14 protein-coding genes are annotated in these 15,777 nt (G+C 70.5%); 10 read left to right on the top strand and 4 right to left on the bottom strand.

What is annotated here, in order from left to right; genetic code table 11:
- Positions 1 to 156 precede the first annotated feature (156 nt).
- The 4 genes from ACFWQG_RS18485 to purM all read left to right on the top strand — a co-directional run bounded on the left by ACFWQG_RS18485 (position 157) and on the right by purM (position 4,079).
- Positions 157 to 798 carry a CPBP family intramembrane glutamic endopeptidase gene (locus tag ACFWQG_RS18485; RefSeq protein ID WP_378509099.1) on the top strand — a complete coding sequence of 214 codons (642 nt, stop codon included), beginning with the start codon at positions 157 to 159 and terminating at the stop codon, positions 796 to 798.
- Complete coding sequence (locus tag ACFWQG_RS18480) at positions 795 to 1,181, top strand: sterol carrier family protein (RefSeq protein ID WP_378509091.1); 387 nt, start codon at positions 795 to 797, stop codon at positions 1,179 to 1,181. The genes ACFWQG_RS18485 and ACFWQG_RS18480 overlap by 4 nt, the downstream gene beginning before the upstream one ends.
- Positions 1,182 to 1,300: 119 nt before the next feature.
- The gene (gene purF / locus ACFWQG_RS18475; protein ID WP_378509090.1) at positions 1,301 to 2,890 is read left to right on the top strand and encodes an amidophosphoribosyltransferase; all 1,590 of its coding nucleotides are present in this window, start codon (positions 1,301 to 1,303) and stop codon (positions 2,888 to 2,890) included.
- 103 nt (positions 2,891 to 2,993) lie between these two features.
- Positions 2,994 to 4,079, top strand: a complete 1,086-nt coding sequence (purM, locus tag ACFWQG_RS18470) for a phosphoribosylformylglycinamidine cyclo-ligase (RefSeq protein ID WP_378509089.1) — start codon at positions 2,994 to 2,996, stop codon at positions 4,077 to 4,079.
- 159 nt (positions 4,080 to 4,238) lie between these two features.
- Here the strand turns inward: purM and ACFWQG_RS18465 are convergent, their stop codons facing one another.
- From ACFWQG_RS18465 to ACFWQG_RS18450, 4 genes are all read right to left on the bottom strand, one after another.
- Positions 4,239 to 4,445 carry a DUF3073 domain-containing protein gene (locus ACFWQG_RS18465; protein ID WP_378509088.1) on the bottom strand — a complete coding sequence of 69 codons (207 nt, stop codon included), beginning with the start codon at positions 4,443 to 4,445 and terminating at the stop codon, positions 4,239 to 4,241.
- A 139-nt stretch (positions 4,446 to 4,584) separates the two neighbouring features.
- Positions 4,585 to 5,544 carry an asparaginase gene (locus ACFWQG_RS18460; protein WP_378509087.1) on the bottom strand — a complete coding sequence of 320 codons (960 nt, stop codon included), beginning with the start codon at positions 5,542 to 5,544 and terminating at the stop codon, positions 4,585 to 4,587.
- Positions 5,541 to 6,200 carry an MOSC domain-containing protein gene (locus tag ACFWQG_RS18455; RefSeq protein WP_378509086.1) on the bottom strand — a complete coding sequence of 220 codons (660 nt, stop codon included), beginning with the start codon at positions 6,198 to 6,200 and terminating at the stop codon, positions 5,541 to 5,543. The genes ACFWQG_RS18460 and ACFWQG_RS18455 overlap by 4 nt, the downstream gene beginning before the upstream one ends.
- Positions 6,197 to 7,324, bottom strand: coding sequence for a YgfZ/GcvT domain-containing protein (locus ACFWQG_RS18450; RefSeq protein WP_378509085.1), 1,128 nt, complete (start codon positions 7,322 to 7,324; stop codon positions 6,197 to 6,199). The genes ACFWQG_RS18455 and ACFWQG_RS18450 overlap by 4 nt, the downstream gene beginning before the upstream one ends.
- A gap of 52 nt (positions 7,325 to 7,376) precedes the next feature.
- Here ACFWQG_RS18450 and ACFWQG_RS18445 point away from each other — a divergent pair, with 52 nt between their 5' ends.
- The 6 genes from ACFWQG_RS18445 to ACFWQG_RS18420 all read left to right on the top strand — a co-directional run bounded on the left by ACFWQG_RS18445 (position 7,377) and on the right by ACFWQG_RS18420 (position 15,722).
- The gene (locus ACFWQG_RS18445) at positions 7,377 to 8,249 is read left to right on the top strand and encodes an aminodeoxychorismate lyase (RefSeq protein ID WP_378509084.1); all 873 of its coding nucleotides are present in this window, start codon (positions 7,377 to 7,379) and stop codon (positions 8,247 to 8,249) included.
- Positions 8,250 to 8,440: 191 nt separating this feature from the next.
- Positions 8,441 to 9,937 (top strand): cytochrome ubiquinol oxidase subunit I, encoded by a 1,497-nt coding sequence (locus tag ACFWQG_RS18440; RefSeq protein ID WP_378509083.1) that lies wholly within the window; start codon positions 8,441 to 8,443, stop codon positions 9,935 to 9,937.
- 9 nt (positions 9,938 to 9,946) lie between these two features.
- On the top strand, positions 9,947 to 10,990 hold the full coding sequence (cydB, locus tag ACFWQG_RS18435) for a cytochrome d ubiquinol oxidase subunit II (protein WP_378509082.1): 1,044 nt from the start codon (positions 9,947 to 9,949) through the stop codon (positions 10,988 to 10,990).
- Positions 10,987 to 12,705, top strand: coding sequence for a thiol reductant ABC exporter subunit CydD (gene cydD / locus ACFWQG_RS18430; protein WP_378509081.1), 1,719 nt, complete (start codon positions 10,987 to 10,989; stop codon positions 12,703 to 12,705). Before cydB ends, cydD begins: the two co-directional genes overlap by 4 nt.
- Positions 12,702 to 14,414 carry a thiol reductant ABC exporter subunit CydC gene (gene cydC, locus ACFWQG_RS18425; RefSeq protein ID WP_378509080.1) on the top strand — a complete coding sequence of 571 codons (1,713 nt, stop codon included), beginning with the start codon at positions 12,702 to 12,704 and terminating at the stop codon, positions 14,412 to 14,414. Before cydD ends, cydC begins: the two co-directional genes overlap by 4 nt.
- Positions 14,415 to 14,504: 90 nt before the next feature.
- Positions 14,505 to 15,722: a lipase family protein gene (locus tag ACFWQG_RS18420; RefSeq protein ID WP_378509079.1), complete on the top strand. Its 1,218-nt coding sequence runs from the start codon at positions 14,505 to 14,507 to the stop codon at positions 15,720 to 15,722.
- The last annotated feature ends 55 nt before the right edge of the window (positions 15,723 to 15,777 follow it).

Raw genomic sequence — 15,777 nt, 5'->3', positions numbered from 1 at the left:
GGATCACGCCAGTCGATGAGGTGTGCCCGCAGTGCGGTGACGGTCGACAATCGCAACCCCGCACCGACCCGTGAGCCGCACCGGTGGATTCAGGTTAGATCGAGTGAACGGTTCCGTTCACTCGGCGGGCGGCGGGCGCGGGACGGGGCGGTCGCGGTGGGGTGTGCGGCGCTGCTCGTCGGCTGGAACACCGCGGTCCTGCCGAGGCTCGGGCTGGGGGCCCGTGGTCGTGCGGCGGTAAACGGGCTGGCCGCCGTCGGGCTGTCCGCGGCGGCCAGGGCCTGCGGCGTCGATGATCGTGAATTGGGTTGGCGCGCGCCGGGGGCCGGTCTGCGGTGGGGGGCGGCGGCCTCGATCGTCCCCGCGGTGGCCTACCCGGCGATGCTCGCCACGCCGCCGGTGCGGACCCGGATGGCGTCCGGTGCGCGCCGCGCCGACCACACCGAATGGGTGTTCGTGCACATCCCGGTCGGCACCGTGCTCGCGGAGGAGTTGGCGTTCCGGTCCGTGCTGTACGCGCTGGCCCGCCGCGCCTCGCCCCGGTGGGCGCCCGCGTTCGGGGCCGCGGCGTTCGGGCTGTGGCACGTGACCCCCGCCAGGCACGCGGGCGACTCGGTGCCGGGGACCGTCGCGCTGACGGCCGCGGCCTCAGTGCTGTTCGACCTGCTGCGGGGGCGCAGCGGCAGCGTGCTCGCGCCTGCCCTGCTGCACCTCGCGGTGAACGCGGGCGGGGCCGTCGCCGCGGAGGCGGCGGCGGGCCGGGCGGTGCGCGGGCGTGCCGGTAGCGTGGTGCGGTGACCGCCCGCCGCAGGATCGACCCCGCCGAAATGCGGACCGCGGTGCTCGCGGTCCGGGACTGGCTGACCGACGCGGACGCCGCGCCGCCGCCCCGCCCGGAACTCGCGGCCGCGGTCCGGCTCAGCGCGCGCACCCTGGAGAACGTCGCACCCGGGTCCTCCGTCGAGGTCCGGGTTCCACCGTTCGTTGCCGTGCAGTGCCTTGAGGGTCCGCGCCACACGCGCGGCACGCCGCCGAACGTCGTCGAGACCGACCCGCGGACCTGGCTGCGCCTCGTCACCGGCGCGCTCGCGTTCGAGGACGCGGTTGCGGCGGGAACGGTGACGGCGTCGGGCAGCCGGGCCGGTGACCTCGGCCACTGGCTGCCGCTGCTGCCGATGTGACGATGCCCGCGGTGAACGCTGTGACCGGCACGACAGCGCGGCACCCGTGGTAGGTGCACCCTCTCGTTGGCCGTAGACTGGGCCTGCCCCCCGCACCCACCCCCAAAGGGAGCACCCCGGTGACTTCAGCCGACCTGTCGGTCAACAGCCCGAATCTTCTCGCACCCGCAGACCTGTCCGACCAGGATGAGCAGCCGCCCCGCGAGGAGTGTGGCGTCTTCGGCGTCTGGGCTCCCGGCGAGGATGTGGCCAAGCTCACCTACTACGGCCTGTACGCGCTACAGCACCGCGGCCAGGAGGCCGCGGGCATCGCCGTCGCCGACGGCGCGCAGGTGCTGGTGTTCAAGGACCTCGGCCTGGTCAGTCAGGTGTTCGACGAGCAGACCCTCGGCGCGATGCCCGGGCATGTCGCCGTCGGGCACTGTCGCTACTCGACCACCGGCTCCACCACCTGGGAGAACGCGCAGCCGATCTTCCGGACCACCACCGCGGGCACCGGCATCGCGCTCGGGCACAACGGCAACCTGGTCAACACCGCCGAGCTCGCCGACCGGGCGCGGGCGGCCGGGCTGATGAACAGCAAGCGGCCCGGCGGTGCGACCTCGGACTCCGACATCGTCGGCGCGCTCCTCGCGCACGCGGCGGGGGACCGGACGATCGAGCAGGCCGCGATGGAGCTGCTGCCGACCCTGCGCGGCGCGTTCTGCCTGACCTTCATGGACGAGCACACCCTCTACGCGGCGCGCGACCCGCACGGTGTCCGGCCGCTGGTGCTTGGCCGTCTCGACCGCGGCTGGGTCGTCGCCTCCGAGACCGCCGCGCTCGACATCGTCGGCGCCTCGTTCGTCCGGGAGATCGAGCCGGGTGAGCTCCTCGCGATCGACGCGGACGGCGTGCGGTCGTCCCGGTTCGCCGCCCCGACGCCGAAGGGCTGCGTCTTCGAGTACGTCTACCTGGCCCGCCCCGACACGACGATCTCGGGACGGTCGGTGCATGCGACCCGCGTCGACATCGGCCGCCGCCTGGCGAAGGAACACCCGATCGACGGCGACCTGGTGATCCCGGTCCCGGAGTCGGGGACCCCCGCCGCGGTCGGCTACGCGCAGGGTTCCGGCATCCCCTACGGGCAGGGCCTGATGAAGAACGCCTACGTGGGCCGCACCTTCATCCAGCCGTCGCAGACCATCCGCCAGCTCGGCATCCGCCTGAAGCTGAACCCGCTGCGCGACGTGATCCGCGGCAAGCGCCTGATCGTCGTCGACGACTCGATCGTCCGCGGCAACACTCAGCGCGCACTGATCCGGATGCTGCGGGAGGCGGGCGCACTGGAGATCCACGTGCGGATCGCGTCCCCGCCGGTGAAGTGGCCCTGCTTCTACGGCATCGACTTCGCGTCACCGGCGGAGCTGATCGCGAACGGGGCGGGCGGCACCAGCCACGAGCCCGGCGACGTGGAGGAGATGGTCGAGGGCGTGCGCCGCTCGATCGGCGCCGACTCGCTCGGCTACATCTCGATCGACGGCATGGTGGCGGCGACGGAGCAGCCCGCGTCCCGGCTGTGCATGGCCTGCTTCGACGGCGAGTACCCGATCGCGCTGCCGACGGAGACGTCGATCGGCAAGAACGTGCTTGAGGGCATGCTCGACAGCACCGCGGGAGCGGCGCCGAGGTCCGACAACGACAACGCGAGTGCGCTGAGTCGCCCCTGATCGGCCGCCGAGGCCGCATACTTGCGCCGGTGCATCCGGCGCCCCGTACACCCAGACAGTGCCAGGCGCACTGGCGAGATCACAGCTGGAGCTGAGAAACCCGATGACCGACGACCAGAACGCCCGCCCCGCCGGTGCCTCCTACGCCGCCGCCGGTGTGGACATCGAGGCAGGTGACCGGGCGGTGGAGCTGTTTGCCCCGCTCGCGAAGAAGGCCAGCCGTCCCGAGGTGCTCGGCGGGCTCGGCGGATTCGCCGGCCTGTTCGCGCTCAAGGGCGGCTACCGGGAGCCGCTGCTCGCGGCGTCCACCGACGGCGTCGGCACCAAGCTCGCGGTCGCGCAGGCCCTCGACAAGCACGACACCGTCGGCCTCGACCTGGTCGCGATGGTCGTCGACGACCTCGTCGTGTGCGGCGCCGAGCCGCTGTTCCTGCAGGACTACATCGCGGTCGGCAAGGTCGTCCCCGAGCGGGTCGCGGACATCGTCGGCGGCATCGCGCAGGGCTGCATCCAGGCGGGCTGCGCCCTGCTCGGCGGCGAGACCGCGGAGCATCCCGGGGTGATGGCGGACGGCGACTACGACCTGTCGGCCACCGGTGTCGGCGTCGTCGAGGCGGACGCGGTGCTCGGCCCGGACCGGGTGCGTCCCGGTGACGTGGTGATCGGCATGGGGTCGTCGGGTCTGCACTCGAACGGCTACTCGCTGGCCAGGAAGGTGCTCCTCGAGATCGACCGGATGTCGCTGACCGGGCACGTCGAGGAGTTCGGCCGCACGCTCGGCGAGGAACTGCTTGAGCCGACGAAGATCTACGCCAAGGACTGCCTCGCGCTGATCGCCGAGACGGACGTGCGCACCTTCTGCCATGTCACCGGCGGGGGCCTCGCGAACAATCTGGCCCGGGTGATGCCGAAGGGTCTCGTTGCCGAACTGGATCGCGGAACGTGGAGTCCCGCACCGGTGTTCACGATGATCGGTCAGCGTGGCCGGGTCGAGCGTGCCGAGATGGAGGCGACCTTCAACATGGGCGTCGGCATGGTCGCGATTGTCGCTCCGGAGGACGTGGACCGCGCCCTTGCGGTGCTCACGGCGCGCCACATCGACTGCTGGACGCTCGGCACCGTCGCGAAGGCATCGGACAAGCAGGACGGTGAGCTGGTGCGACTGGTCGGCGACCACCCGCGCTTCTGACGCCGAGTCACGACAGACGACGAACCGCCCGGATCCGATCGGATCCGGGCGGTTCGCGTTGTTCCGAACCTCGTCGACACCGCGCGGCACCCGGTGGGGTGCACATGCGGAAAATGAGGGAGAGCCGTGGGGCTCCCCCTCATTCGATGCTCAGCTGAGTCAGCGGCGCCAGTCGTCGGAGTCGTCGTCGTCCCAGCGCGATGCGCCGTCCTCGGAACCTTGATCGCTGTAGGACCCGTTCCGGTGGGAGCTCGACGAGCCACCCGACAGCTCGCGTTGGAGGCTGTCGAAGTTCGTCGTGGGCGAGCTGTATTTGAGCTCGCGTGCAACCTTGGTCTGCTTTGCCTTAGCCCGGCCGCGGCCCATGGCCAACCCCCTCGCGCTTTAAGCGGGGCGGCCTGGGAATTTTTGGCGGCCCCGTTTGAGTGTTTATGTCTTCCTGACAGACACTCTAGCGTGCGAATGGATCTGGCGCTCCTTCCCCTGCACAGGTGGGGTGTCTTGTTCATCTCATCGCGTCGGGAACGGCCCGGATCGTGCCGACGCGGACGCCGCCGCCGAGCACCGGCCGGGACGCGAGATCGGCGAGCTCCTCGGTCCGCTCGACGCCGATCCGGTGCAGCAGCGCGGCGGTCAGGGGCAGCCGGGCCCGCTCGTGGCCGTCATCGATCTTGAAGGCGAACGCGGTGCCGTCCGGCAGCGCGCCCGCATGCACCCCGTCCGCGCCCGCCTTGCACAGCAGACCGGGGACGGTGGACATCAACACCGCGTCGTCCCTGCCGGTGCCGGACAGCAGCCACGGTTGGTCCCGGGCCGCATCGGCGACCGCCCGCTCCGGGCTGCCCGGCGCCGCGGTGACCAGCGTGGTGAACGCCCGCGCCAGCGCGGTCAGCGACAGCGGGACGATCGGCAGGCCGCAGCCGTCGATGCCGACCTCGCTCTCGTCGTCCTCCCCGGAGAGTTCCGCGATCGTCGCGAGGATCTCGTGCTGCAGCGGATGCGACGGGTCGGTGTAGGTGTCGAGCGGCCAGCCCCGTTCCGCGCACACCGCGAGCATCGCGGCGTGCTTGCCGGAGCAGTTCATGAAGACCCGGCGGGCGTGCCCGCCGGAGGTGAGGACCCGCGCGCGGGCCGCCTCGTTCGCGGGCAGGTCCGGCGGGCACAGCAGGTCGTGCTCGGACAGGTTCCGGCGCCGGAGCAGGTTGAGCACCACCGCGACGTGCTCGGGTTCGCCCTCGTGGGAGGCGGTGGCGATCGCGAGCTCCCTCGGGTCCGCTGGGGCGAATCCGTTGCGGAGCAGCGCGACCGCCTGCAGTGGCTTGTTCGACGAGCGGGGATAGATCGGGGTGTTCACCTCGCCGAGCGCGAGGCGGGTCGCGCCTGCCGGGTCGAGCACGACCAGGGATCCGCGGTGCACGCACTCGCGGAAGCCCGACCGGACCACCTCGACCAGTTCGACGCTCAATACTCCACCCGCACCTTCAGCCCGGCGATGCGTCTGCGTGCCTTGTCCTCGACACTAGGCGACAGTCCCGGTTGGCGCGCGAGCAACTCGGCGAGGCCATCGGGGTCGCGCCCGGTGAACAGGTCGCGCACGGTCACACCGTGCTCCGGCACGTGCGTGACCGTGATCGGGTCGCCCGCCGTGACCGGTCCGGGGGTGAGCACCTTCAGGTAGGCGCCGGTGTCGCCGCGTTCGGCGAAGCGCTTGACCCAGCCCGGTTCGGCCGCCCACACACCGAACGTGCCGCACGGTGTCCTCGGCCCGGTGATCTCCAGTTCGAGGGTGGCACCGACCCGCCACCGGGCGCCGATCACGGCGTCGCTCGTCGCGACCCCACGCACCCGCAGATTCTCGCCGAACCAGCCGACGGGCAGATCCCGTCCGAGGTCGGCCTCCCAGCGCAGGGCCTCCGTGTCCAGGTAGGCGTAGACCGCCTTGAACACGCCCCCGTGGTGCTCGGTGTCGCACACGTAATCGCCGGCCAGGCCCTGCGCGCCGACCTCGACCGGGCCGGTGACCGGCCGCTTGTCGATCGCGGTCCGCGGCACCCGGCGGGTGCCGCTATCCCGTTCGGTGTGGACGACGCAGACGGCGGCGACCGTGCCCGGCCCGCTCACCGGCCGCGCAACCGGTCGACGGCGGCCCGGCCCGCCTGGTACTCGTCGTGCCGGGGCACCGAGTCCGGGTCGATCGCAGCGGCCGCACCGCCAACGGCGAGCGGCGTGTCGACGGGGACGGACCGCTTGACCAGCGCCAGTGCGATCGGCCCGAGTTCGTGGTGGTCGACCACCGTGCCGAGGCGGCCGACGGTGCGGCCGCCCGCGGTGACGTCCTCGCCCGGTGCCGGGCGAGTGTCGGCCGACCCGTCGAGGTGCAGCAGCACCAGGTGGCGTGGCGGCTTCCCCAGGTTGTGCACCCGCGCGACCGTCTCCTGACCGCGATAACAGCCCTTGTCGAGGTGCACGGCGCCGTGCTCGGTGATCCCGCCGATCCAGCCGACCTCGTGCGGGATGGTCCGTTCGTCGGTGTCGATTCCGAGACGCGGGCGCTGCGCCGCGACCCGCAGCGCCTCGAACGCCCAGGTACCCGCCGGTGCCGCACCCGCCTCGGTCAGGGTTGCCCACCAGTGCGCCAGCCGCTCGCGGGGGACAACCAGGTCCCACGCGTGCTCGCCGGGCCAGGGCATCGTGCGCAGGAATCCGCCGCCGGGCAGCGCGACCGCGTGGTACATGCCGGGCAGTTCCGGAATGCCCAACGCGGACAGCAGTGCGGGCCGTCGGACGTCGGGGCCGAGCAGGCCGAGCACGGCCATGTCGGGGGCGGGCGTCGGTTCGGCCTTCGCCCAGAACACCATCTTCTGCAGGAAGTCGAGCAGGTCGGCGCCGCGTCCAGGTTCGGTGTCCACCCAGGTGACGTCGGCGAGGTCGGTGAGGACGAAGTGGTGTTCGACGCGCCCGTTGATGTCGAGGCTGAGGTTCTCGGCACCCGCGCCGTCGGCCAGGTTCGCAATGTGCTGGCTGGAGATGGTGTGCAGCCAGCTCAGCCGTTCGGCTCCGGTGATGGAGAGGACGACGCGGTTCGAGCGGTCCACGATGGCGGCGGCGCGTTCGGCGCTGCGTTGCTCGCGGAGCGGGTCGCCGTAGTGCCAGGCGACGCCAGCGTCGGGGGCATCGGCGGGGCAGGGAACGGCCCCGGGCGTGGTGAGCAGCGGACTGGGGGTTGCGCGCACGGAGTCGGACACGGTTCCAGTGTAGGAGCCGGTTCGGTTCGGTCCGCCGCCGTAGGGTGGGGGCATGGCTGATCAGGTGCTGGTGACCTTGGACGGCGCGGTGCATGACGCGGACGTCCCGTTCCTGCACGCCGACGACCTCGCCGCGGTGCGGGGTGACGGCGTCTTCGAGACCCTGCTGGTCCGCGACGGCGCGGCCCGCACGGTCGAGCTGCACCTGGCGCGGTTGACCACCTCGGCGGCGGCGCTGGACCTGCCGCGGCCGGACCTGGATGCGTGGCGGTCGGCGATCGCGGTCGCGGTCGGCGAATGGGACTCCGGCCGGGAGGGCGTGCTGCGGCTGGTGCTCAGCCGGGGCCGTGAGGGCGCGGGCGAGCCGACGGCGTACCTCACCGTCGGCCCGGTCGCCAGCCGGGTTGCTTCCGCCCGGCGCGACGGGATCTCGGTGTGCACGCTGGAGCGGGGATTCTCGGTGGACGTCACCGAGACGGCGCCGTGGCTGCTGCACGGGGCGAAGACGCTGTCCTACGCGATGAACATGGCCGCACTGCGACACGCGCACGGACTCGGTGTCGACGACGTGATCTTCACCAGCAGTGAGGGTTTGGTGCTCGAGGGTCCGCGGTCGACCGTGCTGATCTCGCGGGGACGGACCCTGGTGACGCCGCCGGTCGAACACGGGATCCTGCCGGGCACGACGCAGCAGGCGCTGTACGAGGTGGCAGGCGCGCACCGGTTCCGGTGCGAGACGGCGCCGCTGCGACCCGCCGACCTTATTGCCGCGGACGGGATCTGGCTGCTGTCCAGCGTCACCCTGGCAGCACGGGTGCACACCCTCGACGGGTTGGCGTTGCCCGTCCCGGAGATCGCCGCCGAACTGTCCGGCCTGGTCGATCTCGCGGTCGACACCGTCGGTGTTGAGGAAGACGCCGCCTGATCGCGGTGTGACTCCCGGCACGGTTGGGTGCGGCGGGTGGGCGAACCGGGCTTCATCTACTACTGTCCGTCGTAGATGAAGGCCTGCGGCGTGACGCTGTGGGGGTTACCTTTTGAACCGGGACTTCAGGCGTCAGCCCACGTCGGACGTCCCGGCACGCCTGTCCCACGGGCCCTGCACAGGGAGTAGCCATGGATGCACTGGACGTCTCGCGCTGGCAATTCGGCATCACGACGGTCTATCACTTCATCCTCGTCCCGCTCACCATCGGTCTCGCCCCCCTGATCGCGATCATGCAGACGATGTGGGTGGTCACCAAGAAGGACCACTGGTACCGGCTGACGAAGTTCTTCGGCAAGCTCTTCCTGATCAACTTCGCGTTGGGCGTCGCCACCGGCATCGTGCAAGAGTTCCAGTTCGGCATGAACTGGAGCGAATACTCCCGCTTCGTCGGTGACGTGTTCGGTGCCCCGCTCGCCCTGGAGGGCCTGGTGGCCTTCTTCCTTGAGTCGACCTTCCTCGGTCTGTGGATCTTCGGCTGGGGTCGATTGCCGAAACTCGTTCACCTGGGCTGTATTTGGCTCGTTGCGATCGGCGTCAACGCATCCGCCTACTTCATTATCTCGGCGAACTCGTTCATGCAGCATCCGGTCGGCGCGATCTACAACGAGGACACCGGCCGTGCGGAACTGACCAGCATCTGGACACTCCTGACGAACAACACCGCGCTGGCCGCGTTCCCGCACGTGATCGCGGGGGCCCTGCTCACCGCCGCAACCTTCGTCGCGGGCATCGCTGGCTGGTGGATGGTCCGAAACATGCGGCGAGCCAAGGCATCCGCACCCGCCGAGGCCGAGCGCATGGAGTCCGAGGCGCGGACCATGTTCCGCCCTGCCGCCCGGCTCGGGCTGTGGGTGATGATCATCGCCGGCGTCGGCCTGATCGTCACCGGAGACATCCAGGCCAAGCTGATGTTCGAGCAGCAGCCGATGAAGATGGCGTCCGCGGAGTCGCTGTGCCACACCGAGACCGACCCCAGCTTCTCGATCCTCACCATCGGCACCCAGAACAACTGTGACAGTGTCACCAGGGTCATCGAGGTGCCGTACGTGCTCGGCTATCTCGCCGAGGGAAGCTTCTCCGGCGTCACCCTGCAGGGCGTCGAGGACCTGCAGGTGCAGTACGAGGAGCAGTTCGGCCCGGGCAACTACCGTCCCAACCTGTTCGTCACCTACTGGTCGTTCCGCGCGATGATCGGCCTCGCCGCCGGATCCGCCGCGCTGGCACTGGCCGGGCTGTGGGTCACCCGGGGCGGCCGCGTGCCGGACCAGCGGTGGTACTCGTTGCTCAGCCTGATCGCGATCCCGACCCCGTTCCTCGCGAACAGCGCGGGCTGGATCTTCACCGAGATGGGTCGTCAGCCGTGGGTCGTGCACCCGAATCCCACCGGGGTGGACATGATTCGGCTGACCGTCGATCAGGGCGTCTCCAATCACTCGGTGGCCACGGTGTGGACGTCGCTGATCGTTTTCACCCTGCTCTACGCGGCACTGGGCGTCGTGTGGTTCTGGCTGATCCGCCGCTACACCATCGAGGGGCCGCTGCCGCACGACGCGCACCCGCCGGGCGAGGGCCCCGACGAGCCGGACGACTCCGGTGAGCCCAAGCAGCTGTCGTTCGCGTACTAGGAGGACGAGATGGGACTTCAGGAACTCTGGTTCATCCTGATCGCGGTGCTGTTCGTGGGGTACTTCGTGTTGGAGGGCTTCGACTTCGGCGTCGGGATGCTGATGCCGGTGCTCGGGCGCAGCAAGAACGGGTCCGCCGACAACGACACCCGTCGACGGGCCGTTCTCAACACGATCGGGCCCGTCTGGGACGGCAACGAGGTGTGGCTACTCACCGCAGGCGGCGCCATGTTCGCGGCCTTCCCCGAGTGGTACGCGACCCTGTTCTCCGGCTTCTACCTGCCACTGCTGCTCATCCTGGTCGCGCTGATTGTGCGGGTCTGCGCGATCGAGTACCGCGGGAAGATCGACGACGCAACGTGGCGGTCACGCTGGGACTGGGGCATCATCCTCGGCTCCTGGGTGCCTGCCGTGCTGTGGGGCGTCGCCTTCGCGAACATCGTCCGGGGGGTGGCGATCGATGAGAATCGACAGGTGGTGTCGGGCTTCTTCGACCTGCTCAACCCGTACGCGCTGCTCGGCGGGGCAACAACGGCGCTGGTGTTCGCGCTGCACGGTGCCGTGTTCATCGCACTGAAGACCGCCGACGAGGTACACGAGGACGCCGTCAAACTTGCGTCCCGACTGTCGATTCCGGCGGTCGTTGTCGCTGGCGCGTTCGTGCTGTGGACCCAACTCGCCTACGGGAAGGGCTGGACCTGGATCCTGGTCGGGATCGCGGCCGCGGCACTGCTCGGGGTGGTCGCGCTGACCGCGGCGGTGCGGGAGGGGTGGGCCTTCGTGCTTACCACCATCGCCGTGATCGCAACGGTGGTCCTGCTATTCGCGTCGCTGTACCCGAACGTGATGCCGTCGACGATCTCCGATGCGTACAGCCTGACGATCCACAATGCCTCGTCGAGTCCGTACACGCTGAAGGTGATGACGTGGGCGGCGGCGATCATGACCCCCGTGGTCCTGATCTACCAGGGCTGGACGTACTGGGTGTTCCGGCAGCGGATCTCCACCAAGCACATTCCGCCCTCGATCGGTCTGCCGATCAGGACCCGATGATCGGCGACGCACCGGCCGCGCCTGCAGCGGACACCGGCAGGCGCGGTCCCGTCGACCCCCGACTCTGGCGCTATTCGCGTTCGGCGCGTGGATATCTCGTCCTCTCCGTTGCGTTCTCGGTGGTGATTGCGGCCACCGTCATCGTGTCGGCGATCATGATCGGCACCGTGCTCGCCGGCGTGATCACCGACCCCGATGCCCGCACCGTCGGGCACTGGGCCGGGGAACTGGCGGTCCTCGCCGTCGCGGTCGCGGTGCGGGCGGTGGCGACCTGGCTGCAGGCCCGATACGCGCACCGGTCCGCGTCCCGGGTGATCGGGGAACTGCGCGGCGAGGTTCTTGCCGCCGCGACCACCATGCCCCCGCGTGACCTCGACCCGCGACGGGACGCCACCGCGACGGTCCTCACCCGCGGAATCGAGGGCCTGCGAGCGTATCTGACGGGCTACCTGCCCGCGTTGCTGCTCGCCGTCACGGTCACCCCGCTGACCCTGCTGGTCATCCTGTTCACCGATCTGACGTCCGCGGTGGTCGTGGTGATCACCCTGCCGCTGATCCCGATCTTCATGATCCTGATCGGCCTGCTCACCAAGGGGAAGGCGGCGGCCGCGCTGCGGACGATGACCACCCTGTCCGCGCAACTGCTCGACCTGATTGCGGGATTGCCGACGCTGCGCGCGCTGGGCAGGGAGGTCGGCACCGCGGACGAGTCGGGGGAACGCGGTCCGGCAGCGCGGGTGCGCGAACTCGGTGACGAGCACCGGCGCACCGCGATGGCATCGCTGCGGATCGCGTTCCTGTCGTCGATGGTGCTCGAACTGCTGGCGACGCTCAGCGTTGCCCTGATCGCCGTCAGCATCGGCCTGCGCCTGGTGTACGGCGACATGGCCCTGCGGGCCGGGGTGATCGCCCTCGTCCTCGCCCCGGAGGTCTACCTGCCGTTGCGTACGGTCGGCGCGCAGTTCCATGCGGCCGAGGACGGGATGGCCGCCGCGGACAAGGCATTCGGGGTGCTCGACGATCGGACTGAGGGCGTCGGCGGAACGTCGGCGGTACCGTCCGGCCCGGTCACGCTGCACGGCGTCGGGATGCGCAGTCGGTCCGGGTGGGCGCCACGGGCGGTGGACCTGGTGATCGCCCCCGGCCGGGTCACCGGCGTGACCGGACCGAACGGTGCGGGCAAGTCGACTGTGCTGCATGCGATCCTCGGGCTGTCGCGCCCCGACGAGGGGCGGGTCCTGGTCGGTGGTACCGATGTGCGCGACCTGAACCCGGACGCGTGGTGGCGTTCGGTTGCGTGGCTTCCCCAGCATCCGGTGTTGATCCCGGGCACCCTCCGCGAGAACCTGGAGCTCACCGGGCCCGTGACCGTCGATCCCGCACGTCTTGAAAGAGCCTGCGCCGAGACAGGATTCGACGCGGTTTTGTGCGCTCTGCCGGACGGCTGGAACACCATGGTCGGCGTCGGAGGTCTGGGCCTGTCCCTCGGGCAGCGACAGCGGCTGGCCCTCACCCGGGTGCTGGTGACCGACAGTCCGGTGATCCTGCTGGATGAGCCGACCGCGCATCTGGACCCGGAGTCGGAACGCCGGGTGCTCGCCGCCGTCCGGAACCTCGCCGCGGCGGGCCGCGCCGTCCTGCTCGTCGGGCACCGACAGTCCGTGCTGGCCGCCGCGGACAGCGTCGTGCACGTCGAATCCGGGGTGCCCGCATGAGCCGGGACCCCCTGCGCCGCGCGCTGCCGCTGCTCGAACTCAGCCCGCGGCGGGTGCTGTACGCCGTCGCGGCCGGGGTCGCGACCCTGGGCAGCGCGTTGGCGCTCGCCGCACTGTCGGCGTGGCTCATCACCCGGGCCTGGCAGATGCCGCCGGTGCTCGACCTGACCGTCGCCGTCGTCGCGGTGCGGGCGTTGGGCATCTCGCGCGGGCTGTTCCGCTACCTGGAGCGGCTCGCCACCCACGACGCCGCCCTGCGCGGCACCGTCTCGGCGCGGGCGAACCTGTACCGCAGGCTCGCAACCGGTGACCCCGCAGCTCCCGCAGGTCTGCGAAGGGGAGATCTTCTGGCGCGCACCGGATCCGACATCGACGCCCTGGGTGACGTGGTGATCCGCGCGTTGGTTCCGATCGCCGTGGCGCTGGTGCTGTCCGGTGCTGCGGTGGTCGGTCTGGCGCTGATCTCGCCCGCCGCGGCCGGGGTGCTGGCCGTCGCGCTCCTGGTGTCCGGCGTGCTCGCCCCGATGCTGTCGGCCCGGGCCTCCCGGATGGCCGAGACCGCTGGGGCGGAGGCCACCGCCCGGTACGCGGCGACCTCGGTGCTTGCCCTCGACCATGCGGCGGAGCTGCGGGTCGCTGGGCGTCTGGACGGCGTCGTGACGCGCGCAGGCGGATACGATGCCGAGGCCGTCCGGGCCACCGACCGGGCGGCGGCGCCGTCGGCATTCGCCGCGGCCGCGACCCCGCTCGCGATCGGTGCAACGGTCCTCGGCGCGCTGCTGATCGGCATCGTCGCCTACGGACCCGACGGCGGCAGCCCGGGTGGGATGACGCCGATGGCCCTCGGCATCCTGGTGCTGTTGCCGCTGTCCGCCTTCGAGGCGACCTCGTCGCTGCCTGCCGCCGCGATCGCGCTGACCCGTGGCCGGGTTGCGGCCGCCCGGGTCATGGACCTCCTGGACCGTTCCGGGGACCACGTCCCGTTCGGCACCACCGACCTGCGCGCACCCGTGCATCTGACGGCATCCGAATTGTGGTGCGGCTGGGATGGTTCCGCGGTGTCGGGACCGTTCGACCTGGACCTGGTTTCGGGGTTGCGCACCGCCGTCGTCGGGCCGTCCGGGGCGGGAAAGTCCACCCTGCTGATGACCCTCGCCGGACTGCTGCCACCCGCGGCGGGCACCGTGCAGGCGAACGGCACCGACCTCCCGGGGGTCGACCAGCATGCGCTGCGTCGCGAGGTCGGCTACTTCGCCGAGGACGCCCACCTGTTCGATACCTCGCTGCTCGAGAACCTCCGGGTGGCGCGCGGTGATCTCGACGAGGGGGATGCGGCGGCCGTGCTCGACACGGTGGGATTGGGGGAGTGGGTGGCGTCGCTGCCGAGGGGTCTGCACACGACCCTGGAGGCGGGCGGCCGGTCGATCTCGGGTGGGCAGCGGCGCCGAATCCTGCTCGCCAGGGCGCTGGTGTCGCCCGCCCGGGTCCTGCTTCTCGACGAACCGACCGAGCATCTCGACGCCAGGTCCGGTGAGCGGGTCCTGCGGGCCCTGCTCGACCGGGCTGGCGGGCTCGTCGACCCGGATCGCACCATTGTGGTGGTCACGCACCACCTGCCGCCGGGGACCTCTGCCGACCGTGTCGTCGAGGTCGACGGAGGCCGTTACCAAGTCGATACCGAATCCGACGAGGTCGAAACCAAGCGGTGACATGTTGGTCCGCTGAGGTGGTCCGGCCTGCTGGCATAGTGATCCGTCGGTATGCGCGGTCAACCGTCCATTCGACTCCGGGAGTTGTTGATGGGAACGTGGATTCGTAGGTCTATCGCCGGTGTCGCGGTCGGCGTGCTCGCGGTGACCACCGCGGTTACGGGCGCGGTGACCGCGTCCGCCCTTCCGGTGTACCCGGCGTCGGATCCGGACCCGTTCTTCACCGCGCCACCGGACGTCGCGAATCACCAGCCGGGCGATGTGCTCAAGATCCGCAAGATGCCGCCCAACCTGTATTTCCCCGGCAGCGAGGTGTGGGAATTACTGTTCCGCACAACAGATTCGCAGGGCAAACCGATCGCGGCCAACACGACGTTCCTGAAACCGCCGAACCACCAGCCGAACAGTCCACTGGTGTCGTATCAGCACATCATCAACGCGCTCGGGCACAAGTGCAAGATCGCCACCGAGCTGTACACCACCGACCCGCTGACCCAGATTCGCGAGGCTCCCGGGCTGAACATCGCCCTCGCCAGGGGGTGGGCGGTGGCGCTGCCGGACCACCTCGGTCCCAGGATGGCGTACGGGGCGGCGAAGCTCGGCGGCCAGATCACGCTCGACGGGATCCGGGCGATCCAGCGAACGCCGGAACTCCAGGTGACCGACAGCCCCGTCGGACTCGGTGGCTACTCCGGTGGCGGCATGGCGACCAGCTGGGCGGCCGCGCTCGCCCCGACCTACGCGCCCGAGCTGAACATCGTCGGCGCCGCCGAGGGCGGCGCGCCGATGAACCTGGGGAAGATGGCGACCGCGTTGGGGACCAATCCGCATCCGGCGTTCGGTCTCGCGATGGCGGCGGCGCTCGGGCTGGAGCGGGAATACCCGGAACGGATGAACGTCACCGACCAGCTCAACGACACCGGGCGGTGGCTGCTGTCGATGATCGGGAACGGCTGCACCAACGAGATCATGTTCTGGGGGTTGGGACGGTCCGCGAACGAGATGACCGACAACCGGAACTTCCTCGACGACCCGGTGGCATGGCAGGTGATGGACGAGAACAGCCTCGAGCTGTACCCCGGGATCCCGAAGACCCCGATCTTCGAGTGGCACAGCCCCACCGACACCCTTGTCCCGGTGGACGCGATCGAGAACACGATGCGCCGCTACTGCGACGCCGGGGTGCCGGTGCAGACATTGCTGACGCCGAGCCCCGACCACCTGTCGGCCGCTGTCCTCGGCCTCCCGCAGGCCCTGGACTGGCTCGATGCCCGCTTCCGCGGAGTCCCGGCGCCGTCCACCTGCTGACGCTCGTCCAACGAACAAATTCCGTTGCCCCCGGTCGGGGAGCGGCGTACGTTCG

The organism is Rhodococcus sp. NPDC058532 (genome assembly GCF_042719255.1).
GTDB lineage: Bacteria > Actinomycetota > Actinomycetes > Mycobacteriales > Mycobacteriaceae > Rhodococcus_G.
This window is presented reverse-complemented; position numbering and strand designations above follow the sequence as displayed.